The following is a 21,938-nucleotide window of genomic DNA, read 5'->3' on the forward strand; positions in this document are numbered from 1 at the left end:
GGCAGTACGGCAATGGGGGAAAGGCAGACGTATAGCCCATGTCGAAATCTCTACTGCCCTAGTCCCTTCATCTCGTAACAAACACCGTCACCAGCGGCTTCTTGCCCCAGGCCTCGTTGGCCGCACCGCGCACCGCCCGCCGCACGGCCTCCTGCACAAGGTCCAGGTCTTTCCGGCGCTGACGGGGAATCGAGTCGACCGCGCCTACCGCCGCATCGATCATCAGGTCTTCGAGCGTCTCGCCGCTGGCATCCGCCTCGGCGACGCCAATGGCGACCAGGTCGGGGTCACCGGCCAACTCATATTTGTCGTCCAGCACGACATTTACCGCGACATGGCCGGCAAAGGACAATTTGCGCCGGTCACGAATGCCCATCGCCTGGTCGGTGCCGATCAGCCTGCCGTCCTTGTAGATGCGGCCGAACGGCACCTGGTCGATAATGGTGGCAGGACCGGGCGCGAGCCTCAGCATGTCGCCGTCGCGCACCTGCGCCACCTGGCCGATGCCGGATGTCGACATCAGCGATCCCTGCGCCACCAGATGCGCCGCCTCGCCATGCACGGGAACGCCGATCTGCGGACGCACCCATTCATACATCTTGCGCAGCTCGCTGCGGCGCGGGTGGCCGGAGACATGCACCAGCGCGTCGCCGTCCTCGATGATCTTGATGCCGAGATCGATGAGGCGGTTCTTGATCTCGAGAATCGCCTTCTCATTGCCGGGAATGGTGCGCGAGGAAAACACCACCGTGTCACCTGCCGTCAGCGACACCGATTTCATCTCGTCGCGCGACAGTTTTGCAAGTGCGGCAAGCGGCTCGCCCTGGCTGCCGGTGCAGATGATGACGAGGTTTTCGCGCGGGATGAAGCCGAAATCTTCCTCGGCGATGAATTCCGGCAAGCCGTCCATGTAGCCGAGCTCGTCGGCGACATCGATGACCCGCTTCAGCGAGCGGCCCAACACCAGGCACTGGCGGCCGGCATCGCGTGCTGCTCTCGCGATGGAGACGATGCGCCCGACATTGGAGGAGAATGTGGTGACGGCGACGCGGCCGACAGCACTCTGGATGACGCCCTTCAGGCCCTCGCCAACGGCGACTTCCGAAGGCGATTCGCCTTCGCGCAGCGCATTGGTCGAATCGCAGATCAGTGCCAGCACGCCCTTGTCGCCATAGGCGCGGAAACGCGCCTCGTCGGTCTTGGGTCCGATCGTCGGCTCCGGATCGATCTTCCAGTCGCCGGTGTGGATGACCGTACCGGCTGGCGTGGTGATGGCCAGCGACATCGGCTCGGGGATGGAGTGCGCCACCGGAATGGCTTCGATCTCGAACGGGCCGACAGTGAATTTCTCGCCAGCCCGGTAGATCGTCAGCGGGATCTTGGCTGCCCCCTGCTCGCCCTGGCGCTTGGCTTCCAGCAGCCCGGCGCTGAACGGCGTCATCCACACGGGCGCCTTGAGCTTCGGCCAGATGTCGAGTAGCGCGCCGTAATGATCCTCATGCGCGTGGGTGATGATGATGCCACGCAGATTGGCGAGGTTCTCCTCGATGAAGCGCGTGTCGGGCAGGATCAGGTCGACGCCCGGATGCGCCGCGTCTGGAAAGGTGACACCGACATCGATGACAATCCATTCGCGCGCGCTCGGCGGGCCATAGCCGTAGAGGGCGAAGTTCATACCGATCTCGCCGACGCCGCCGAGCGGCACGAAGACGAGTTCGGCGTTTTCCGTTTTCGCCATGATTTTTCCCTTCCTGGCCCTCAGGCCAAGCCGTTAAAGCAATTCCAGGAAAAGTGTCTAACCATTTTCCGTCCGGAATTGCGCAAGGACAAACTATACCCGGGCGGATGCCACGGCGCCAAAATGCACATCGCCGGCAGCGATCGTCAGAACCGCCCCTTCATCGTCGCGGATCACGAAACGGCAATCCTCGTCAATGGTCTCGAACACCCCACGCACCACATTACCGTCAATTCTGACAGCAACCTCGCCGCCGAGTCCCGCAGCGCGCGCCAGCCAGCGTCTCCTGATGGCTGAAAGCCCGCGCCCCTCATCCCACAGCCGGGCATTCTCGCTCCAGGCATCCGACAGCGCCAGGAACAGCGTTTCGGCATCGCATGTCGCGCCGAGCGCTTGGAGCGATGTCGCGGGATACGGCAAATCCGTGGGATGCGCCACCACATTGACGCCGATGCCCACCGCCACGGCAAAACGGCCGCCGTCCAGCATCGCCAACTCCAGCAGGATGCCGGCCAGCTTGGCGCCGGAGGCCAGAACGTCGTTCGGCCATTTCAACTCGAAACGGTTTTGTCCCTGGCTTGCGCCATCAAGCCCGATGGCGATGCGGCCCTTCGGCACCACGGCATCGAGTGCATCGGCAAGCGACAGGCCGGCGACAAAACCCAGCGTCGCGGCAAGACGAAGTTCACCGCCGGTGACGACAAGCAAGGTCGCCGCCAGATTGCCTTCGGGCGACACCCAGGCGCGGCCGCGCCGGCCACGCCCGCTTTCCTGCTTCTTGGAAACGACCCATAATTTGCCCGGATCGCCTGCCCTTGCGTGGTCCAGCGCCACCGTGTTGGTGGAGCCGATACTGTCATGGGCCTCGAGCCGGAACCCTTCCGACGCCGAGGTTGGGGCCAGCCGAAATGCCATCCCGTCAGAAAAATGTCTTGGCGGCGGCTTCGGCATAGGTACCGATCGGCCCGCCGATCAGCACATAGAACAGCACGAAGGCGCCGGAGACGCCGAGCACGAGGCGCAGTTCACTGGCCATCGGCACGAAGCCGCCGACCGGTTCGTCGAACCACATGATCTTGATGATGCGCAGATAGTAGTAAGCGCCCACCACCGAGGCCAGAACACCGATGATCGCCAACGCGTAGAGGTTGGCGTTGATGGCCGCGAGGAAGACGTACCACTTCCCCCAGAAGCCGGCGAGCGGCGGAATGCCGGCCAGCGAGAACATCAGGATGGTCAGGATCGTCGCCATGATCGGGTTGGTCGAGGACAGCCCTGCCAGGTCGCTGATCTGTTCTACATTGCCTTCCTTGCGCCGCATGGCAAGGATGAAGGCGAAGGTGCCGAGCGTCATCACCAGGTAGATCAGCATGTAGATGGCGACGCCACGCACGCCGGCCTGGCTGTTGGCGGCAAGGCCGACCAGCGCGTAACCCATATGGCCGATCGAGGAATAGGCCATCAGGCGCTTGATGTTGGTCTGGCCGATCGCGGCGAACGCGCCGAGCGCCATCGAGGCGATCGAGATGAAGACGATGATCTGCTGCCAGTCGGCGGCGATCGGCTTGAACGCGCCCATGGTGACGCGCACGATCAGTGCCATTGCAGCCATCTTGGGGGCTGCGGCGAGGAAGGCCGTCACCGGCGTCGGCGCACCTTCATAGACATCGGGCGTCCACATATGGAACGGCACCGCCGAGATCTTGAAGGCAAGGCCGGCCAGCACGAAGACGAGACCGAAGACGAGGCCGAGTTGGCGTTCGCCGCTGCCAAGTGCCGTGGCGATCTCCTGGAAGCCGGTATTGCCGGTATAACCATAGACCAGGCTGATGCCGTAGAGCAGCATGCCCGACGACAGCGCGCCGAGGACGAAGTACTTCAGGCCCGCCTCGGTCGAACGCAGATTGTCGCGATTGATCGCCGCCAGCACGTAGATCGCCAGCGACTGCAGTTCGAGGCCGAGATAGAGCCCGATCATGCCATTGGCCGAGATCATCAGCATCATGCCGAGCGTGCACAGCAGGATCAGCACCGGATATTCGAACTTGTCGAAATGCTCCGCCTTGGCAAAGCGCATCGACATGACCAGCGTCACCGCCGAACCGACCAGCGCCAGCACCTTCATGAAGCGGGCGAAGGGATCCTGGATGAAGGCATTGCCATAGGCGCTGCCCTGCCCGGTGTGAAAGATCAGCCAAGCGCCGGCGACCACCAGCACGGCGACGGCAAGGCCGGTCACCGTATTGGCGGTGTTGGCGCGCGAATAGGCGCCGACCATCAACAGCGCGAGCGCGCCGATGGCAAGGATCAGCTCGGGCGTCGAGAGCGACAGGCTGGAGAGAAGGTCCGGCGTCATGGTTCGCAAAACCTCTGGTCAGTTCGCCGCCGCGGTCTGCGCGGCGCCGATGGATGCGGTGACATTGGTGACGAGCGACTTGACCGATTGGGCCGTCGCATCGAAGACGGGAGCGGGATAGACGCCGAAGAAGATGACCAGCACGACCAGCGGGTAGATGATCACCTTCTCGCGCGCCGACAGGTCGAGCAGCCCCTTCAGGCTGTCCTTGGTCAGGGCGCCGAAGATCACCCGGCGGTAGAGCCAGAGCGCGTATGCCGCCGACAGGATGACGCCGGTGGCGGCGAAGAACGCCACCCAGGTGTTGACCCGGAACACGCCGAGCATGGTCAGGAACTCGCCGATGAAGCCTGAGGTGCCTGGCAGGCCGACATTGGCCATGGTGAAGATCAGGAACACGGTGGCGTATTTCGGCATGTTGTTGACCAGGCCGCCATAGGCATCGATCTCACGCGTGTGCATGCGGTCATAGATGACGCCGACGCACAGGAACAGCGCGCCCGAGACGAGGCCGTGGCTGAGCATCTGGAAGATCGCGCCCTGCACGCCTTCCTGGTTCATGGCGAAGATGCCCATGGTGACGAAGCCCATATGGGCGACCGACGAATAGGCGATCAGCTTCTTCATGTCCTCCTGCATCAGCGCCACCAGCGAGGTGTAGATGATGGCGACGACCGAGAGCGTGAAGACCAGCGGCGCGAACATTTCGGACGCCAGCGGGAACATCGGCAGGGAGAAGCGCAGGAAGCCGTATCCACCCATCTTCAGGAGGATGCCGGCCAGGATGACCGAACCGGCCGTTGGCGCCTCGACGTGTGCATCCGGCAGCCAGGTGTGCACCGGCCACATCGGCATCTTCACCGCGAAGGAGGCGAAGAAGGCTAGAAATAGCCAGGTCTGCATGTTGGCCGGGAAGTTGTGGGTCAACAGCGTCGGGATGTCGGTGGTGCCGGACTGATAGAACATCGCCATGATGGCGAGCAGCATCAGCACCGAGCCGGCGAGCGTGTAGAGGAAGAACTTGAACGAGGCGTAGACGCGACGCTTGCCGCCCCAGACGCCGATGATGATGAACATCGGGATCAGGCCGGCTTCGAAGAAGACGTAGAACAGCACGATGTCGAGCGCGCAGAACACGCCGATCATCAGCGTCTCGAGCAACAGGAAGGCGATCATGTAGGCCTTGACGCGCTTCTCGATCGATTCCCACGACGCCAGGATGCAGAGCGGCATCAGGAAGGTCGTCAGGATGACGAACAGCATGGAAATGCCGTCGACGCCCATGTGGTAGGAGATGCCGGAGTCGAGCCACGCGACCTTTTCGACGAACTGGAAGCCCGCCTGCGAATTGTCGAAGCCGGTCCAGATGAACAGCGAGATGATGAACGTGAACGTCGTGGTCAACAGCGCAATGGCGCGGATGTTGCGGCGTGCGTTTTCGCTGTCATCGTTGATGAACAGGATCAACAGCACACCAACCAGCGGCAGGAAGGTGACCAGCGAGAGGATTGGCCAGGCGGTCATCAGAGCATCATCCAGGTGACGAGTGCGGCAACGCCGATCAGCATGGCGAAGGCATAATGGTAGAGGTAGCCGGTCTGCAGCTTGACGACGCGGTTGGTGACATCGACGACGCGCGCCGAAATGCCATCCGGTCCGAGCCCATCGATGATGGTGCCGTCACCGGTCTTCCACAGGAAATGGCCGAGGCGCTTGGCCGGCCGCACGAACAGGAAGTCGTAGAGCTCGTCAAAGTACCACTTGTTGAGCAGGAAGGCGTAGAGCCCGCGATTCTGCTTGGCAAGGTTCACGGGCATTTCCGGCGAGCGGATATAGAACTTCCAGGCCAGCGCGAAGCCGATCAGCATGGCGATGAAGGGCGACAGTTCGACCCACAGCGGCAGTTCATGGATCTCGTGCAGGATGTGGTTGTCCGGCAGCGTGAACAGCGACGCCTTCCAGAACTCGGCATAGCCTTCGCCGATAAAGGAATTGTGGAAGATGATGCCGGCAAACAGCGCGCCGGCGGCCAGGATGAACAGCGGCACCAGCATCACCGGCGGCGATTCATGGACATGGTGCATCACCTCATGGCTCGCCCGCGGCTTGCCGTGGAAGGTCATGAAGATCAGCCGCCAGGAGTAGAAGGAGGTGAAGCAGGCGGCGATGACCAGCAGCACGAAGGCAAAGCCGGCGACCGAGTTATGTCCGGCAAAGGCGCTCTCGATGATGGCGTCCTTGGAGAAGAAGCCGGCGGTGCCGATGACGGTCACCGGAATGCCGACGCCGGTCAGCGCCAGCGTGCCGATCACCATCATCCAGTAGGTTGTCGGGATCAGTGACCGCAGGCCGCCCATCTTGCGCATGTCCTGCTCGTCGGAGACGGCGTGGATGACCGAGCCCGAACCGAGGAACAGCAGCGCCTTGAAGAAGGCATGCGTGAACAGGTGGAAGATCGCCGCGCCATAGGCCCCGACGCCGAGCGCCACGAACATGTAGCCGAGCTGCGAGCAGGTCGAATAGGCGATGACCCGCTTGATGTCGTTCTGGACCAGGCCGACGGTCGCCGCGAAGAAGGCGGTGAAGGCACCGATGAAGGTCACCACCGTCAGCGCCGAATGCGACAGCTCGAACAGCGGCGACAGCCGCGCCAGCATGAACACGCCCGCCGTCACCATGGTGGCGGCGTGGATGAGCGCGGAGACCGGCGTCGGGCCTTCCATGGCGTCCGGCAGCCAGGTGTGCAGCGGCACCTGCGCCGACTTGCCCATGGCGCCCATGAACAGGAGCAGGCAGACGACGGTCATCGCCGACTGCTTGTCCAGCGCATGGCCGAGGAAGGTCAGCACAGCCGCACCTTGCGGGGCGCCTTCAGCCGGAATGAACGTTGCTGCGTTGGCGAAGATGGTGCCGAGATTGACCGAACCAAAAAGGACGAAAACGCCGAAGATGCCGAGCGCGAAGCCAAAATCGCCGACGCGGTTGACGACGAAGGCCTTGATGGCCGCGGCATTGGCCGACGGCTTCTTGTACCAGAAGCCGATCAGCAGGTAGGAGGCAAGGCCCACCCCTTCCCAGCCGAAGAACATCTGCACCAGATTGTCGGCCGTCACCAGCATCAGCATGGCGAAGGTGAACAGCGACAGATAGGCGAAGAAGCGCGGCCGGTTCGGATCGTGGTGCATGTAGCCGATCGAATAGATGTGGACCAGCGCCGACACGGTGTTGACCACCACCAGCATCACCACCGTCAGCGTGTCGATGCGAAGCGCCCAGGATACGTCCAGCCCGCCGGACTGGATCCAGTGCAGCACCTGCACGACGAACACCTCGCCATGGCCGAAGCCGACGCTGAAGAAGGCAACCCACGACAGAACAGCCGAAATCACCAGGAAGCCGGAGGTGATGTATTCGGACGCCTTGGCGCCGAGCGACGTGCCGAACAGGCCGACGATCAAGAAGCCGAGCAGTGGAAGGAAGACGATGGCCTGATACATGGTGGTTCCGTCAACCCTTCATCATGTTCACGTCTTCGACCGCGATCGAGCCGCGGTTGCGGAAGAAGACGACGAGAATGGCAAGTCCGATTGCCGCCTCGGCCGCCGCGACCGTCAGCACGAACAGTGCGAACACCTGGCCAACCAGATCGCCGAGCGCCGCCGAGAAGGCGACAAAGTTGATGTTGACCGCAAGCAGGATCAGCTCGACCGACATCAGGATGACGATGACGTTCTTGCGGTTCAGGAAGATACCGAACACGCCGAGCGTGAACAGGATCGCCGATACGGTCAGATAATGTGCGATGCCGACGACCATCTCAAACTCCTTCGCCCGACTTGACCTTGCGGATTTCCATGCCGGTGGCCGGCGTGCGGCCGACCTGGGCTGCGATCGACTGCCGCTTGACCCCTTCCTTGTGGCGCAGCGTCAGCACGATGGCGCCGATCATGGCGACCAGCAGGATGAGGCCCGAAATCTGGAAGTAGTAGAGGTAGTCGGTATAGAGGATGTCGCCGAGTGCGGCCGTGTTCGAGCGCGTGGCGAGATCCGGAATGGGTTTGGAGATCGTCGAGGCGAGCTGCGGTACGAAGGTGTAGCCGCCCAGCACCACGATCAGTTCCGCTGCCAGGATCAGCCCGACGAAGGCGCCGATCGGCGCATATTGCAGCGCGCCGCTCTTCAGTTCGGCGAAATCGACGTCGAGCATCATGACGACGAACAGGAACAGCACCATGACCGCGCCGACATAGACGACAAGCAGGATCATCGCCAGGAATTCGGCGCCCGTCAGCATGAACAGGCCGGCGGCGTTGAAGAAGGTCAGGATCAGGAACAGCACCGAATGCACGGGGTTGCGCGACGAAATGACCATGAACGCCGACGCCACGGCGACAAAGGCGAAGAGGTAGAAAAAGGCCGCCTCTAGTCCACTCAGCATTGGGGTTCCCCCGGGTTCCTGTCCAAACAGGACGTTCGTCCCGTTTGATTTCTGCGACCGCCTCCGGTCGGCAAGTTGCGTGTTCCTATCGCATGTTCCGATCGGGTTGAAAGACCCGATCGAAAGAAACATGCGACACTCTTTTCATCCGGAGAATGATCTGGTCCGAAAAGTCTGCAACTTTTCGGGATCATCCTCTGGACGAGGCCCCTCGCCCCGTCCATGCGTCAAATATCAGCGGTAGGGCGAGTCCAGCGAGATGTTGCGCGCCAGTTCGCGCTCCCACCGGTCGCCATTCGCCAACAGCTTGTCCTTGTCGTAGTAGAGTTCCTCGCGCGTCTCCGTCGCGAACTCGAAATTCGGCCCCTCGACGATGGCGTCGACCGGGCAGGCTTCCTGGCAGAAGCCGCAATAGATGCACTTCACCATGTCGATGTCGTAACGCACCGTGCGGCGCGTGCCGTCATTGCGGCGCGGGCCGGCCTCGATGGTGATGGCCTGCGCCGGGCAGATCGCCTCGCACAATTTGCAGGCGATGCAGCGTTCCTCGCCGTTGGGATAGCGGCGCAGTGCGTGCTCGCCACGGAAGCGCGGACTGGTCGGCCCCTTCTCGTGCGGATAGTTGATCGTCTCCTTCGGCGCGAAGAACTGGCGCATCGACAGGAAGAAGGCACTGACGAAATCCTGCAGCAGCAGCGATTTTGCGGCCTGGGAAAGAGCGGACATCACGCAAACCCCGTGATCTTGAGGAAGGCTGCGGTGGCGACCACCATGAACAGCGAGATCGGCAGGAACACTTTCCAGCCCAGCCGCATCAGCTGGTCGTAGCGGTAGCGCGGCACGAAGGCCTTCACCATCGAAATGCCGAAGAACACGAAACAGACCTTCAGCACGAACCAGATGACGCCGGGCACCCAGGTGAAGGGCGCGAAGTCGAAGGGCGGCAGCCAGCCACCGAGGAACAGGATGGTGGCCAGCGCGCACATCAGCACGATGGCGACATACTCACCGAGGAAGAACAGCAGGAACGGCGTCGACGAATATTCCACCATGTGGCCGGCGACCAGCTCCGATTCGGCTTCGACCAGGTCGAAGGGCGGCCGGTTCGTCTCGGCCAGCGCCGAGATGAAGAAGATGATGAACATCGGGAACAGGGCCAGCCAGTTCCAGTCGAGGAAGGTGTTGGGCAGGCCAAGCCGCGTGCCAAGCCCACCCTGCTGCGACAGCACGATATCGCTGAGGTTGAGCGAGCCGGCCGTCAGCAGCACGGTGACGATGACGAAGCCGATCGAGACTTCGTAGGACACCATCTGCGCGGCCGAGCGCAGCGCGCCGAGGAACGGATATTTCGAGTTGGACGCCCAGCCACCCATGATCACGCCATAGACCTCGAGCGAGGAGATGGCGAAGACATAGAGGATGCCGACATTGACGTTGGCGATCGCCCAGCCCTGGTTGACCGGAATGACCGCCCAGGCCGAGATCGCCAGCACAGCCGACACCAGCGGCGCCAAAAGGAACACGCCCTTGTTGGCGCCTGACGGGATGATTGGTTCCTTGAAGACGAATTTCAACAGATCGGCGAAAGCCTGCAGCGTGCCCCAGGGGCCGACCACGTTCGGGCCACGGCGCAGCTGCACCGCCGCCCAGATCTTGCGGTCGGCGTAGAGGATATACGCGACGAAGACCAGCAGCACCACGATCAGCACGACTGACTTCAAGAGGATCAGCAGCGCCGGCAGCACGTAGAAGGAGAAGAAGGTGTCCATGCTTATTCCGCCGCCTGCTTGAAGCCGCTCTTGGCCAGTGCCGAGCATTCCGCCATCACGGCCGATGCCCGCGCGATCGGGTTGGTCAGGTAGAAATCCTTGACCGGCGACGTGAAGGTGCCCTTGTTCAGCCGCCCGCCGAGCTTCGCCACGCCGGCGACGTCCTCGGCATTGCCGGCCGCGACCTGGTCGATGCGAGCCAGATGCGGGTATTCGCCGTAGAGCTTCGCGCGCAGTTGCGGCAGTGAATCGAACGGCAGTTTCTTGCCCAGAACGTCGGACAGCGCCCGCAGGATCGCCCAGTCCTCGCGTGCATCGCCCGGCGCGAAGCCGGCGCGGTTGGTCTGCTGCACGCGCCCTTCGGTGTTGACGTAGGTGGCCGACTTTTCGGTGTAAGCCGCAGCCGGCAGGATGACATTGGCGCGGTGGGCGCCGGCGTCACCATGCGTACCGATATAGACGACGAAGGCGCCGCCGGTCCTGCCCATGTCGATCTCGTCGGCACCGAGCAGGAACAGCACGTCCGTTTCGCCCAGCATGCCGGCGACATCCTTGCCGCCCTCGCCCGGCACGAAGCCAAGATCGAGGCCGCCGACTCTGGCTGCCGCATTGTGCAGCACGGCAAAGCCGTTCCAGTCCGCGCGAGCGGCGTTGACGGCCGTGGCGAGCTTGGCCGCCTGGCCGAGCACGGCCGCGCCGTCGGCGCGCGCCAGTGCACCCTGGCCCACGATGATCAGCGGATGCGTCGCCTTCTTCAGTGTCTGGAAGAACTTGCCATTGCCATCGGCCAGATCCTTGAGCGAATCCGGACCGGCACCCAGCAATTCGTAATCATAGCGCGTGTCGCCGACATCGCCGATGACGCCGACCGGCAGGTTGCCGACCCGCCAGCGCTTGCGGATGCGGGCATTGAGCACGGAGGCTTCGAAGCGCGGATTGGCGCCAATGATCAGCACCGCGTCGGCCTGCTCGATGCCCTCGATGGTCGGGTTGAAGATATAGCTGGCGCGTCCGAGCGACGGGTCGAGCGCGGCGCCATCCTGGCGGCAGTCGATGTTGTTCGAGCCGAGCGAAGCCATCAAGAGCTTCAAGGCGTAGATCTCTTCGACCGCCGCGAGATCGCCTGCAATGGCACCGATCTTCTCTGGCGTCGTCTTCGATACCGCATCCTTGATCGCCGCGAACGCGTCTGCCCAGCTTGCCGGAACCAGCTTGCCGTCCTTGCGCACATAAGGGCGGTCGAGGCGCTGCGTGCGGAGGCCGTCCCAGATGAAGCGGGTCTTGTCGGAAATCCACTCCTCGTTCACCTGTTCGTTGACACGCGGCAGGATGCGCATCACTTCGCGGCCACGGCTATCGATGCGGATCGCCGAGCCGACCGCATCCATCACGTCGATGGATTCGGTCTTGGTCAGCTCCCACGGCCGCGCCTGGAAAGCGAAGGGCTTGGAAGTCAAAGCGCCGACCGGGCAGAGATCGATGACATTGCCCTGCAGCTCCGAGGTCATCGCCTGTTCGAGATAGGTGGTGATTTCGGCGTCCTCGCCGCGACCGATCAGGCCGAGCTCGGAAATGCCGGCAACCTCGGTGGTGAAGCGGACGCAGCGCGTGCAATGGATGCAGCGGTTCATCACCGTCTTGACCAGCGGGCCGATATACTTGTCTTCGACCGCGCGCTTGTTCTCGTGATAGCGCGAGGAATCGACGCCGAATGCCATCGCCTGGTCCTGCAGGTCGCACTCGCCGCCCTGGTCGCAGATCGGGCAGTCCAGCGGATGGTTGATCAGCAGGAATTCCATCACGCCTTCCCGGGCCTTCTTGACCATCGGCGTGTTGGTGAAGATTTCCGGCGGCTCGCCATTGGGGCCCGGGCGCAGGTCGCGCACGCCCATGGCGCAGGAGGCCTGCGGCTTGGGCGGCCCGCCCTTCACCTCGATAAGGCACATGCGGCAATTGCCGGCGATCGACAGCCGCTCGTGGAAGCAGAAGCGCGGCACTTCCGCGCCCGCGTCTTCCGCCGCCTGCAGCAGCGTGTAGTGGTCGGGTACAGTGATCTCTTTCCCGTCGACCTTGAGCTTTGCCATTCGCTTCAAACCCCTGCGGATTTCCCGCAATCTCATTTCCCGGGCGCGGCAGACGCGCCCGACATTTCATTCACTTCTTCGCGGCCAGCGCCGCCGCCTGGGCGGTCCAGTCGTCGCGGCCGATGCGGCCGTTGAACGACAGATAGTCGTCGACCCAGGCGATCTCTTGCGGCGACCAGGCGGCGATCTGGGCATATGTCCAGATGCCAAGCCCGTTCAGCACCTTCTCCAGCTTCGGGCCGATGCCCGATATCGCCTTGAGGTTGGAGGGTTTCGCAGGCCTGTCCATGGTCTTGGGCTGCCTGAAATCTTCAGGCAGCAGCACATCCGCGGCCTCGCCGGTTGTCGGAGCGGCATTCACCGCTGGCGCCGTGGTGGCGGCTTCCTTGGCGGCGATGTCGGTGACCTCCTGCGCGAAGGACTGCGCCTCGGCAATCAGCGTCTTCGCCGTCGCCCGCGCCTTGATGGACGACGAGTTCGCGTCCTCGAACTGTTCGATGCGTGCCTCGAAATCCTCGATCAGCGGCTGCATGAGGCGCTGTGATGCCTCGGCGGCTCCCGACAGCGCGCCCATCCAGACGCCGAACGCGTGGTTGGCGAGCCCGATGCCGAGCGCCGACATCGCCGCCGCACCCGCGACAGGGTGCACGAAAAGGTTGACGGCGCTGGCCATCTCCTTCGGCATCATCCTGGTCAGGTCCTGGTTCATCTTCTCGAGCTGGTCCAAATTGGGCATCAATGGGTTGGGTGTCGAATACGGCGCCATAGAATTCTCCTGGTCGTTTCTTCGTTCGCCCGCCCCGTTATTCTCGCTTCGGGCTCTCGCCCGCGGTCACAAACTCTATTCCGCTGCCACCATCACCGGCTCGGCCCGGTGCGCGTTGCGCGAAAACTCGTCGATGCGCCGCTCCACCTCGCCGCGGAAATGCCGCATCAGGCCCTGGATCGGCCACGCGGCCGCGTCGCCCAGCGCGCAGATCGTGTGCCCCTCGACCTGCTTGGTGACGTCGAGCAGCATGTCGATCTCGCGCTTCTGCGCCTCGCCTCGCACCAGCCGCTCCATCACTCGCCACATCCAGCCGGTGCCTTCGCGGCACGGCGTGCACTGGCCGCAGCTCTCGTGCTTGTAGAAGTAGGACAGCCTCGCGATCGCCTTCACCACGTCGGTCGACTTGTCCATGACGATGACGGCGGCCGTGCCGAGGCCGGATTTGAGGTCGCGCAGCGCATCGAAATCCATCGGCGTGTCGATGATCTGCTCGGCCGGCACCAGCGGCACCGAGGCGCCGCCGGGAATGACCGCCAGGAGATTGTCCCAGCCGCCGCGAATGCCAGCGCAATGCGTCTCGATCAGCTCGCGGAACGGGATCGACATCGCCTCTTCGACGGTGCACGGATTGTTGACGTGGCCGGAGATGCAGAACAGCTTCGTGCCGACATTGTTTGGCCGGCCGAAGGACGAGAACCAGGCCGCGCCCCGGCGCAGGATGGTCGGCGCCACCGCGATCGATTCGACATTGTTGACAGTGGTCGGACAGCCATAGAGGCCGACATTGGCCGGGAATGGCGGCTTCAGCCTGGGCTGGCCCTTCTTGCCTTCGAGGCTTTCCAGCAGCGCGGTTTCCTCGCCGCAGATATAGGCGCCGGCGCCATGATGCATGTAGACGTCGAAGTCGTAGCCGGATGTGTTGTTCTTGCCGATCAGCTTGGCCTCATAGGCCTCGTCGATGGCACGCTGCAGCGCCTCGCGCTCGCGGATGAACTCGCCACGCACATAGATGTAGGCGGCGACCGCGCCCATGGCGAAGCCGGCGAGCAGCGCGCCCTCGACCAGCGTGTGCGGGTCATTGCGCAGGATGTCGCGGTCCTTGCAGGTGCCGGGTTCGGACTCGTCGGCATTGATGACGAGGTAGCTCGGGCGGCCGTCGCTCTGCTTGGGCATGAACGACCATTTGAGACCGGTCGGGAAGCCGGCGCCGCCACGGCCGCGCAGGCCCGACGCCTTCATCTCGTTGACGATCCAGTCGCGTCCCTTGGCAACGATGCCGGGCGTGTTGTCCCAAGCGCCGCGCGCCATCGCGCCGGCCAGCGACTTGTCGAAGAGGCCGTAGATGTTGGTGAAGATGCGGTCTTTGTCCTGGAGCATTTTTCGTCCCTCAGACCGGCTTCTTGCCGAAGACGCGGATGTATTCGGCGACACCGCCCTTGGCGAGCGCCTTGGCCTGCTTGACCCAGTCGTCGCGCTCGATACGGCCTTGGAAAGAGAGGTAGCCGTCCACCCACTCGCGCTCGGCCTTCTTCCACGCCGCGACCTGCGCGAAGGTGAAGATGCCCAGCGTATGCAGGATGCCCTCGATCTTCGGGCCGACGCCGGAGATCAGCTTGAGATCGTCGACCGCGGCCGGCCTGTCGATGCCTGCCGGACGGTTCTTGTTGTCCAGCGACGGCTTCGCCTGTTTTGCGGCCGGCGCCTTGGTTTCCGGCGCCTTGAAGGCAGCGGCCGGTTCGGCCTTGGCCGTCGGCCCATTGCGCTGCTTGGCGACCTTCTCGACTTCCGGCGCTGCCGTGTTGGCGTTGGCGGCCGAATGCAGCGGCGCCGAAACACTTGCCGCCTTCTCCGCCGCCGGTGCCACCTTGGTCGCCGAAGGCGTCTTCAACGCCGGGCTGGTTTCGGGCGCGTCGGTCTTCGGCTTGCTGGCATTGGACGGTGCGACAGGGGCGGCTGCGGGTGCCTGCGCAGCAGGAGCAGCCGGAGCGGTCGGCGCCGCATTCTGGGCGGCCTTGGTCGCCGCCTTGGCTTCCTTGTCACGTGTCGACTTGAGGATCGCCTTTTCGCTCTTCAGCGTCGTCAGGCCGGAGGCCGGCTCCGAGCCGGTGCGACCATTCTGCGGTCCAGGCGCCACTGAGGCGCCCTTGCCGGCGTCATAGAGATCGATGATTTCGGCCAGCCGTTCCGGCGTCAGATCCTCGAACGTGTCCTTGAAGACCATGACCATCGGTGCGTTGACGCAGGCGCCAAGGCATTCGACCTCTTCCCACGACAGGGTGCCCTTGTCGTTGGTGTGGAACTGGTCGTGGTGGATTTTCGAGCGGCAGACATCCATCAGCGCTTCCGAACCGCGCAGCATGCAGGGCGTGGTGCCGCAGACCTGGATATGCGCGCGGGTACCAACCGGGTTCAGCTGATACTGTGTGTAGAAGGTCGCGACTTCGAGACCGCGGATGCGCGGCATGCCGAGCATGTCCGAAATCGTCTCGATCGCCGCCTTGGTGACCCAGCCTTCCTGCTCCTGCGCTATCATCAGCAGCGGAATGATCGCCGACTGCTCGCGACCCTTCGGGTACTTCTTGATCCATTGCTTCGCCGCTGCCGCGTTCGCCCGGTTGAAGGCGAAGGATGCTGGCTGGACGCTGGCTTCTGCGAGACGGCGGACTGACATTTAGCGATCGACCTCACCAAACACGATGTCGAGGGAGCCGAGAACGGCGGTGACGTCGGCCAGCATGTGGCCGCGGCAGAGGAAATCCATGGCTTGCAGATGCGCGAAACCGGGTGCGCGCAGCTTGCAGCGGTATGGCTTGTTCGAGCCGTCGGAGACGAGATAGACGCCGAACTCGCCCTTGGGCGCCTCGACGGCCGCGTAGACCTCGCCGGCCGGCACGCGATAGCCCTCGGTGTAGAGCTTGAAGTGATGAATCAGCGCTTCCATCGAGCGCTTCATCGCCTGGCGCTTCGGCGGCACCACCTTGCCGTCGAGGTTCGACACCGGGCCGGTGCTTTCCTTGCCGAGCAGGAGATCGACGCACTGGCGCATGATCCGCGCAGACTGGCGCATCTCTTCCATGCGCACGAGATAACGGTCGTAGCAGTCGCCGTTCTTGCCGATCGGAATGTCGAAATCCATTTCCGAATAGCATTCATAGGGTTGCGACTTGCGCAGGTCCCAGGGCGCACCCGAGCCGCGAACCATGACGCCCGAAAAGCCCCAGGCCCAGGCATCGGCCAGCGACACAATGCCGATATCGACATTGCGCTGCTTGAAGATGCGGTTGCCGGTCAGCAGCTTGTCGAGATCATCGATCGACTTCAGGAACGGGTCGATCCATTTGCCGATGTCCTCGACCAGTTGGCGCGGCAGGTCCTGGTGGACGCCGCCGGGGCGGAAATAGGCGGCATGCATGCGCGAGCCGGAGGCGCGCTCATAAAACACCATCAGCTTTTCGCGTTCGACGAAGCCCCACAGCGGCGGCGTCAGCGCGCCGACATCCATCGCCTGCGTCGTCACATTGAGGATGTGCGACATGATGCGGCCGATTTCGCAATAAAGCACGCGGATCAGCTGGCCGCGCCTCGGCACCTCGATGCCGAGCAGGCGCTCGGCGGCAAGAGCGAAGGCATGTTCCTGGTTCATCGGCGCGCAATAATCGAGCCGGTCGAGATAAGGCACCGCCTGCAGATAGGTCTTGGCCTCGATCAGCTTTTCCGTGCCGCGATGCAAGAGCCCGATATGCGGATCGACGCGATCGACGACTTCGCCGTCCAGCTCCAGCACGAGACGCAAAACGCCGTGCGCCGCAGGGTGTTGCGGACCGAAGTTGATGTTGAAATTGCGGACGGAGGTCTCAGCCATTGTGGCGCCTCAATTCGTCTTGGCTTTTTCGTCCCCGGGCAGCACGTAATCCGTGCCTTCCCAAGGGGAAAGAAAATCGAAATTGCGGAATTCCTGCTTCAATTCCACGGGCTCGTAGATGACGCGCTTGGCTTCGTCGTCGTAACGCACCTCGACAAAGCCGGTCAGCGGGAAATCCTTACGCAGGGGATGGCCTTCGAAACCGTAGTCGGTCAACAGGCGCCGCAGGTCGGGATGGCCCGAGAACAGCACGCCATAGAGATCGTAGGTCTCGCGCTCGAACCAGTCGGCGCCGGGATAGACGCTGGTGATCGACGGCACCATCGTCTCCTCGTCGGCCTGCACCTTGACGCGGATGCGCACATTCTGCTTCGGCGACAGCAGGTGGTAGACGACGTCGAAGCGCTTGGCCCGCGACGGATAATCGGCCCCACAGACATCAATGATCGAGATGAACTGGCAGCGCGCATCGTCGCGCAGGAAGGTCACCACCTCGACCAGGTCGCGCGGTTCGACGTGGATGGTGAGCTCGCCATAGGCGATCGCCGCGTCATTGACGCGGCCGATCAGCTTTTCGCCGAGATAGGTCGACAGTTCACTCAGGGATGCGGCCATGGATTTACCGTTCGATCGTGCCGGTGCGGCGGATCTTCTTCTGCAGCAGAAGAATGCCGTAGAGCAAAGCTTCGGCGCTCGGCGGGCAGCCGGGCACATAGATATCGACCGGCACGACGCGGTCGCAGCCGCGCACCACCGAATAGGAATAGTGGTAGTAGCCGCCGCCATTGGCGCAGGAGCCCATCGAGATGACGTAGCGAGGCTCCGGCATCTGGTCGTAGACCTTGCGCAGCGCCGGCGCCATCTTGTTGGTCAGCGTGCCGGCGACGATCATGATGTCGGACTGGCGCGGAGACGCGCGCGGCGCGACGCCGAACCGCTCCGAGTTGTAGCGCGGCATCGAGGTGTGGATCATCTCGACCGCGCAGCACGCCAGACCAAAGGTCATGAACATCAGCGAGCCGCTGCGCGCCCAGGTGATCAGCGCCTCGGTCGAGGTGACCAGAAAGCCTTTGTCGGCAAGCTCATTGTTGATTTCGAGGAAGAAGGGATCGTCCTCCCCCACCGGCCTGCCGGTGTTGGGATCGATGATGCCCTTCGGCTTCGGCGCGACGAGGGTGCCTGAACTGTCGTTCAATCCCATTCCAGCGCTCCTTTTTTCCATTCATAGGCAAAGCCGATGGTCAGCACCGCCAAAAACACCATCATCGACCAGAAGCCGAGCATGCCGATCTTCGAGAAGGACACGGCCCAGGGAAACAGGAAGGCCACTTCCAGGTCGAAGATGATGAACAGGATCGACACCAGGTAGAAACGGATGTCGAATTTCATGCGGGCGTCGTCGAACGAGTTGAAACCGCACTCGTAGGCGGAAAGCTTTTCGGGATCGGGATTGCGGTAGGCCACCAGGAACGGGGCGGCCAGCAGCGCCAGGCCGACGACCAGTGCCACGCCTATGAACAGGACGATGGGCAGGTACGAACTGAGAAGTGCGTTCATGCAGCGGTTTTCCGTTGGCGCCAATCCACTTTGATTACAGCACCGGACCTTAATGCGGAAGCGTGACAGTTTAACCGCTGAACCGTTTTAAGGGGCCTATGCTGCAACGCGGCGAGGGTTAGCGCAGCACTTCCAGCGAAGCAAGTCAAACCTTGTTCAAAACGCCGACCTGGACGGCATATCCGGAGAAACTGGTCCGATCCGCTCCTGTTTGATTTCCTTCGTCTTTTACTCCACTTTTCTCTCCTGACATGGTTGCCGCCAAAACCCTGCTAGCATGGGTTGGAATCACCATGCAGGTTCCGCAAAAGCGGACCCGATTTTGCGACAAGAACCTGCCCAGACAAAGACCCGACCCACAGCCGAAGCCCCTCAGAGTGATGCCTGCATGAAGGAAAAAATCTCGCTCGCCGCCGCCCGCCGCATTGCACTCGCCGCTCAAGGGTTCCTCGATCCGCGCCCAAATGGCACACCCGACCGCCGCCATTTCGCCCGTGTGCTTTCCCGTACCGGCCTGCTGCAGATCGATTCCGTCAGCGCGGTGGTGCGTGCTCATTACATGCCGCTCTATTCGCGCCTGGGTCCCTACCCGTTCGCTTTGCTCGACAATGCCGCCGTGACTCGCAAGCGCACTGTCTTCGAATACTGGGCGCATGAGGCTTCGTTCCTGCCGGTCGAGACCTACCCGCTGATGCGCTGGCGCATGCAGCGCGCCGAGCAAGGCGATGAAATGTATCTGGGGCTGGCCAAATGGGGTCGCGAACACGCCGCCTATATAGAAGACATTTACCGCGCGGTCGTCGAGCTCGGCCCGATCGCCGCGTCGGCGCTCGAAGGCCAGAAAGGTTCGGGCGGCTGGTGGGGCTGGAGCCATGCCAAGCACGCCTTCGAATGGCTGTTCTGGGCCGGGCGCATCACCACGGCGCACCGCCGCGGCTTCGAGCGCTTCTACGATTTGCCAGAGCGGGTGCTGCCGCAGGCGATCCTCGATCTGCCGGCGCCCCCGGCCGAGGACGCGCATCGCGAATTGCTGCGCATCTCGGCCCGCGCCCATGGCGTGGCGACATCGGGCGACCTGCGCGACTATTTCCGGCTGTCGCCGGCCGATATGAAAGGCCGGCTGGAGGAACTGGTCGAGTTGGGCGAGTTGCTGCCGGTGCGCGTCGAAGGCTGGGACAAGCCGGCCTACCTTCACAAGGACGCGCGCCTGCCCCGGAAAATCGAGGCCCGCGCGCTGTTGGCGCCGTTCGACCCGGTCGTCTTCGAGCGCTCGCGCTCTGAGCGGCTGTTCGATTTCCACTACCGCATCGAGATCTACACGCCGGCTGAAAAGCGCCAATACGGCTACTACGTCCTCCCCTTCCTGCTCGGCGACAAGATCGTGGCGCGCGTCGACCTCAAGGCAGACCGGCCGGCCAGCGTCCTGCGCGTCCATGCCGCCTACCCCGAGCCCGGCGCCCCGCCTGAAACCGCCGCGCAGCTCTTCGAGGAATTGAAGCAGATGCAGGGCTGGCTTGGCCTTGAACGCATGGACGTGACGCCGGCAGGCGATCTGGGCCCGGCGCTGGCCGACATCGCCGTGTCGTAAGCCCGCGTTGACACCGCTGCCTGCAAAAGCCTAAATCCCGTCCAGACGGTCCCCTGCCCGCAACGGCAGGGGCTAAGAGGGAATGCGGTGCGAGGTGAAAAATCTCAAATCCGCGGCTGTCCCCGCAACTGTAAGCGAAGAGCCAAGGCCGAAAGCCACTGGGAATTCCCGGGAAGGCGGCACCCAAGGCGATGATCCGCGAGCCAGGAGACCTGCCGTCTGCGACAAAAGAATCCGATCGCCCGGCGGGTTTCCGGGCAAGGAGCCCGGCTTTTTGGACCAGAACGGCAGTTTTTCGGCTGGCACAGCGGACAATTCGTCCGCCGACGGCGAAGCCTTGGCCGGCGTCACCATCATCGTCTGCGCCTCCTGTCGCGACGAGACCGGCTCGGACGCGCATCCCCGCGCCGGCGCACTGCTGGCTGAGGACACGCGCCGTGCCGCGGCGGGCGACGACATCCGCGTCCGCACGGTCGAATGCCTCGGCAATTGCAAGCGCCGGCTGAGCGCCGCCATCCTGCGCGACGGCTGCTGGAGCTATGTCTTCGGCGACCTGACCGCGGCCAGCGGCGCCGACCTCGTCACCGGCGCCAAGCTCTTCGCCACCTCGACGGACGGCCTCATTCCATGGCGTGGCCGGCCCGATTCCCTCAAGCGCGGCCTCGTGGCCCGCATTCCTCCCCTCGACCTGTTGAAGGATTGATCATGAGCGCCCCAAATTCGACCGGCAATCTCTCCCGTGTCCCCTGCACCGTCGTCACCGGCTTCCTCGGCGCCGGCAAGACGACGCTGGTCCGCCATCTCCTGGAAAACGCCGGCGGCAAGCGTATTGCCATCATCGTCAACGAGTTCGGCGACATCGGCATCGACGGCGAGATTTTGAAGGGCTGCGGCATCGACACCTGCCCGGAGGAGAACATCGTCGAACTGGCCAATGGCTGCATCTGCTGCACCGTGGCAGACGATTTCGTGCCAGCGCTGGACCAGATCCTGTCGCTGACGCCGAAGGTCGACCACATCCTGATCGAAACCTCGGGCCTCGCTCTGCCCAAGCCGCTGGTCCAGGCGTTCCAGTGGCCGACGGTGAAGAGCCGCGTGACGGTCGACGGCGTCATCGCCGTGGTCGACGGCCCCGCATTGGCCGAAGGCCGCGTCGCCAACGACATGGACGCCTTGCAGGCGCAGCGCGCCGGGGATGAGAGCCTCGACCATGACGACCCGGTCGAGGAAGTGTTCGAGGATCAGATCGCTTGCGCGGATCTGATCATCCTGTCGAAGAGCGACCTGATGGACACCGCCGGTTCGGCCCGAGCCAACGCCATCATCAACGAACATTCCGCCCGCGCCGTGAAGATCGTGCCGACCTCGCATGGCAAGGTCGACCCCTCGGTGCTGCTCGGCCTCGGTCTCGCTGTCGAGGACGATATCGAGAACCGCAAGTCGCATCATGACGGCGCGTTCGACCACGAGCATGACGACTTCGATACCTTCATCGTCGACATCCCCTCGATCGCCAATCCGGACGAGTTGGCAAAGCGCGTCGCGGCCGCCGCCGAACAGGAAAACGTGCTGCGTGTGAAAGGCTTCGTCGAGGTCGGCGGCAAGCCGATGCGGCTCCTGCTGCAGGCCGTCGGCCCGCGCGTCAATCACTACTATGACCGCGCCTGGACGGTCGAGGACGACCGCCGCTCGCGCCTGGTCGTCATCGGCCTCAAGGGGCTGAACCGCCCGGCAATCGAGCGTATACTCGCCGGCTGATTTTCAGACACGGGCCGCG

20 protein-coding genes and 1 riboswitch are annotated in these 21,938 nt (G+C 63.3%); of the genes, 3 read left to right on the forward strand and 17 right to left on the reverse strand.

Annotated elements, in window-relative coordinates; translation table 11 throughout:
* Positions 1 to 67: 67 nt before the first annotated feature.
* The 17 genes from AC1VON_RS24720 to AC1VON_RS24800 form a co-directional block, all read right to left on the reverse strand.
* A complete protein-coding gene (locus AC1VON_RS24720; RefSeq protein ID WP_172350007.1) occupies positions 68 to 1,738 on the reverse strand; it encodes a ribonuclease J in 1,671 nt (556 codons plus the stop codon).
* A 93-nt stretch (positions 1,739 to 1,831) separates the two neighbouring features.
* The gene (locus AC1VON_RS24725; protein ID WP_483125176.1) at positions 1,832 to 2,653 is read right to left on the reverse strand and encodes a biotin--[acetyl-CoA-carboxylase] ligase; all 822 of its coding nucleotides are present in this window, start codon (positions 2,651 to 2,653) and stop codon (positions 1,832 to 1,834) included.
* Between the two features lie 4 nt (positions 2,654 to 2,657).
* Entirely contained in the window at positions 2,658 to 4,094 is a 1,437-nt protein-coding gene (gene nuoN, locus AC1VON_RS24730) for an NADH-quinone oxidoreductase subunit NuoN (protein ID WP_172350004.1), read from the reverse strand.
* 18 nt (positions 4,095 to 4,112) lie between these two features.
* Positions 4,113 to 5,618, reverse strand: a complete 1,506-nt coding sequence (locus AC1VON_RS24735) for an NADH-quinone oxidoreductase subunit M (RefSeq protein ID WP_483125177.1) — start codon at positions 5,616 to 5,618, stop codon at positions 4,113 to 4,115.
* A complete protein-coding gene (gene nuoL, locus AC1VON_RS24740; RefSeq protein WP_483125178.1) occupies positions 5,618 to 7,591 on the reverse strand; it encodes an NADH-quinone oxidoreductase subunit L in 1,974 nt (657 codons plus the stop codon). Before nuoL ends, AC1VON_RS24735 begins: the two co-directional genes overlap by 1 nt.
* Before the next feature lie 10 nt (positions 7,592 to 7,601).
* Positions 7,602 to 7,910: an NADH-quinone oxidoreductase subunit NuoK gene (gene nuoK / locus AC1VON_RS24745; protein WP_019858930.1), complete on the reverse strand. Its 309-nt coding sequence runs from the start codon at positions 7,908 to 7,910 to the stop codon at positions 7,602 to 7,604.
* Position 7,911: 1 nt separating this feature from the next.
* Positions 7,912 to 8,532 carry an NADH-quinone oxidoreductase subunit J gene (locus tag AC1VON_RS24750; protein ID WP_172349998.1) on the reverse strand — a complete coding sequence of 207 codons (621 nt, stop codon included), beginning with the start codon at positions 8,530 to 8,532 and terminating at the stop codon, positions 7,912 to 7,914.
* Between the two features lie 234 nt (positions 8,533 to 8,766).
* Positions 8,767 to 9,258 (reverse strand): NADH-quinone oxidoreductase subunit NuoI, encoded by a 492-nt coding sequence (nuoI, locus tag AC1VON_RS24755; protein WP_023812382.1) that lies wholly within the window; start codon positions 9,256 to 9,258, stop codon positions 8,767 to 8,769.
* Positions 9,258 to 10,301, reverse strand: coding sequence for an NADH-quinone oxidoreductase subunit NuoH (nuoH, locus tag AC1VON_RS24760; RefSeq protein ID WP_172349997.1), 1,044 nt, complete (start codon positions 10,299 to 10,301; stop codon positions 9,258 to 9,260). The genes nuoI and nuoH overlap by 1 nt, the downstream gene beginning before the upstream one ends.
* A gap of 2 nt (positions 10,302 to 10,303) precedes the next feature.
* The gene (gene nuoG, locus AC1VON_RS24765) at positions 10,304 to 12,385 is read right to left on the reverse strand and encodes an NADH-quinone oxidoreductase subunit NuoG (protein WP_483125179.1); all 2,082 of its coding nucleotides are present in this window, start codon (positions 12,383 to 12,385) and stop codon (positions 10,304 to 10,306) included.
* Between the two features lie 70 nt (positions 12,386 to 12,455).
* Positions 12,456 to 13,151 (reverse strand): NADH-ubiquinone dehydrogenase, encoded by a 696-nt coding sequence (locus AC1VON_RS24770; RefSeq protein WP_483125180.1) that lies wholly within the window; start codon positions 13,149 to 13,151, stop codon positions 12,456 to 12,458.
* 75 nt (positions 13,152 to 13,226) lie between these two features.
* Positions 13,227 to 14,531 (reverse strand): NADH-quinone oxidoreductase subunit NuoF, encoded by a 1,305-nt coding sequence (nuoF, locus tag AC1VON_RS24775; protein WP_483125181.1) that lies wholly within the window; start codon positions 14,529 to 14,531, stop codon positions 13,227 to 13,229.
* A 10-nt stretch (positions 14,532 to 14,541) separates the two neighbouring features.
* On the reverse strand, positions 14,542 to 15,825 hold the full coding sequence (locus AC1VON_RS24780; protein WP_483125182.1) for an NADH-quinone oxidoreductase subunit E: 1,284 nt from the start codon (positions 15,823 to 15,825) through the stop codon (positions 14,542 to 14,544).
* Entirely contained in the window at positions 15,826 to 17,016 is a 1,191-nt protein-coding gene (locus tag AC1VON_RS24785) for an NADH-quinone oxidoreductase subunit D (RefSeq protein ID WP_027044896.1), read from the reverse strand.
* A gap of 9 nt (positions 17,017 to 17,025) precedes the next feature.
* Positions 17,026 to 17,631, reverse strand: a complete 606-nt coding sequence (locus AC1VON_RS24790) for an NADH-quinone oxidoreductase subunit C (RefSeq protein ID WP_483125183.1) — start codon at positions 17,629 to 17,631, stop codon at positions 17,026 to 17,028.
* Positions 17,632 to 17,635: 4 nt separating this feature from the next.
* On the reverse strand, positions 17,636 to 18,217 hold the full coding sequence (locus AC1VON_RS24795) for a NuoB/complex I 20 kDa subunit family protein (RefSeq protein ID WP_483125184.1): 582 nt from the start codon (positions 18,215 to 18,217) through the stop codon (positions 17,636 to 17,638).
* Positions 18,208 to 18,573: an NADH-quinone oxidoreductase subunit A gene (locus AC1VON_RS24800; protein WP_010910112.1), complete on the reverse strand. Its 366-nt coding sequence runs from the start codon at positions 18,571 to 18,573 to the stop codon at positions 18,208 to 18,210. Before AC1VON_RS24800 ends, AC1VON_RS24795 begins: the two co-directional genes overlap by 10 nt.
* 388 nt (positions 18,574 to 18,961) lie before the next feature.
* Here AC1VON_RS24800 and AC1VON_RS24805 point away from each other — a divergent pair, with 388 nt between their 5' ends.
* The 3 genes from AC1VON_RS24805 (at position 18,962) to cobW (ending at position 21,919) form a co-directional block, all read left to right on the forward strand.
* Positions 18,962 to 20,161, forward strand: coding sequence for a winged helix-turn-helix domain-containing protein (locus AC1VON_RS24805; protein WP_483125185.1), 1,200 nt, complete (start codon positions 18,962 to 18,964; stop codon positions 20,159 to 20,161).
* Positions 20,162 to 20,190: 29 nt separating this feature from the next.
* Positions 20,191 to 20,395: riboswitch (cobalamin riboswitch) on the forward strand.
* A gap of 40 nt (positions 20,396 to 20,435) precedes the next feature.
* Entirely contained in the window at positions 20,436 to 20,864 is a 429-nt protein-coding gene (locus tag AC1VON_RS24810; RefSeq protein ID WP_483125186.1) for a DUF1636 family protein, read from the forward strand.
* A gap of 2 nt (positions 20,865 to 20,866) precedes the next feature.
* Positions 20,867 to 21,919 (forward strand): cobalamin biosynthesis protein CobW, encoded by a 1,053-nt coding sequence (cobW, locus tag AC1VON_RS24815; protein ID WP_483125187.1) that lies wholly within the window; start codon positions 20,867 to 20,869, stop codon positions 21,917 to 21,919.
* Positions 21,920 to 21,938: the final 19 nt, after the last annotated feature.

The sequence above is a fragment of the Mesorhizobium sp. HAY1-8B genome (genome assembly GCF_056868045.1).

Coding starts and splice junctions, on each gene's coding strand:
- AC1VON_RS24720 (WP_172350007.1), bottom strand. CDS start 1,738: ATGGCGAAAACGGAAAACGCCGAACTCGTCTTCGTGCCGCTCGGCGGC.
- AC1VON_RS24725 (WP_483125176.1), bottom strand. CDS start 2,653: ATGGCATTTCGGCTGGCCCCAACCTCGGCGTCGGAAGGGTTCCGGCTC.
- nuoN (WP_172350004.1), bottom strand. CDS start 4,094: ATGACGCCGGACCTTCTCTCCAGCCTGTCGCTCTCGACGCCCGAGCTG.
- AC1VON_RS24735 (WP_483125177.1), bottom strand. CDS start 5,618: ATGACCGCCTGGCCAATCCTCTCGCTGGTCACCTTCCTGCCGCTGGTT.
- nuoL (WP_483125178.1), bottom strand. CDS start 7,591: ATGTATCAGGCCATCGTCTTCCTTCCACTGCTCGGCTTCTTGATCGTC.
- nuoK (WP_019858930.1), bottom strand. CDS start 7,910: ATGGTCGTCGGCATCGCACATTATCTGACCGTATCGGCGATCCTGTTC.
- AC1VON_RS24750 (WP_172349998.1), bottom strand. CDS start 8,532: ATGCTGAGTGGACTAGAGGCGGCCTTTTTCTACCTCTTCGCCTTTGTC.
- nuoI (WP_023812382.1), bottom strand. CDS start 9,258: ATGTCCGCTCTTTCCCAGGCCGCAAAATCGCTGCTGCTGCAGGATTTC.
- nuoH (WP_172349997.1), bottom strand. CDS start 10,301: ATGGACACCTTCTTCTCCTTCTACGTGCTGCCGGCGCTGCTGATCCTC.
- nuoG (WP_483125179.1), bottom strand. CDS start 12,385: ATGGCAAAGCTCAAGGTCGACGGGAAAGAGATCACTGTACCCGACCAC.
- AC1VON_RS24770 (WP_483125180.1), bottom strand. CDS start 13,151: ATGGCGCCGTATTCGACACCCAACCCATTGATGCCCAATTTGGACCAG.
- nuoF (WP_483125181.1), bottom strand. CDS start 14,531: ATGCTCCAGGACAAAGACCGCATCTTCACCAACATCTACGGCCTCTTC.
- AC1VON_RS24780 (WP_483125182.1), bottom strand. CDS start 15,825: ATGTCAGTCCGCCGTCTCGCAGAAGCCAGCGTCCAGCCAGCATCCTTC.
- AC1VON_RS24785 (WP_027044896.1), bottom strand. CDS start 17,016: ATGGCTGAGACCTCCGTCCGCAATTTCAACATCAACTTCGGTCCGCAA.
- AC1VON_RS24790 (WP_483125183.1), bottom strand. CDS start 17,631: ATGGCCGCATCCCTGAGTGAACTGTCGACCTATCTCGGCGAAAAGCTG.
- AC1VON_RS24795 (WP_483125184.1), bottom strand. CDS start 18,217: ATGGGATTGAACGACAGTTCAGGCACCCTCGTCGCGCCGAAGCCGAAG.
- AC1VON_RS24800 (WP_010910112.1), bottom strand. CDS start 18,573: ATGAACGCACTTCTCAGTTCGTACCTGCCCATCGTCCTGTTCATAGGC.
- AC1VON_RS24805 (WP_483125185.1), top strand. CDS start 18,962: ATGAAGGAAAAAATCTCGCTCGCCGCCGCCCGCCGCATTGCACTCGCC.
- cobW (WP_483125187.1), top strand. CDS start 20,867: ATGAGCGCCCCAAATTCGACCGGCAATCTCTCCCGTGTCCCCTGCACC.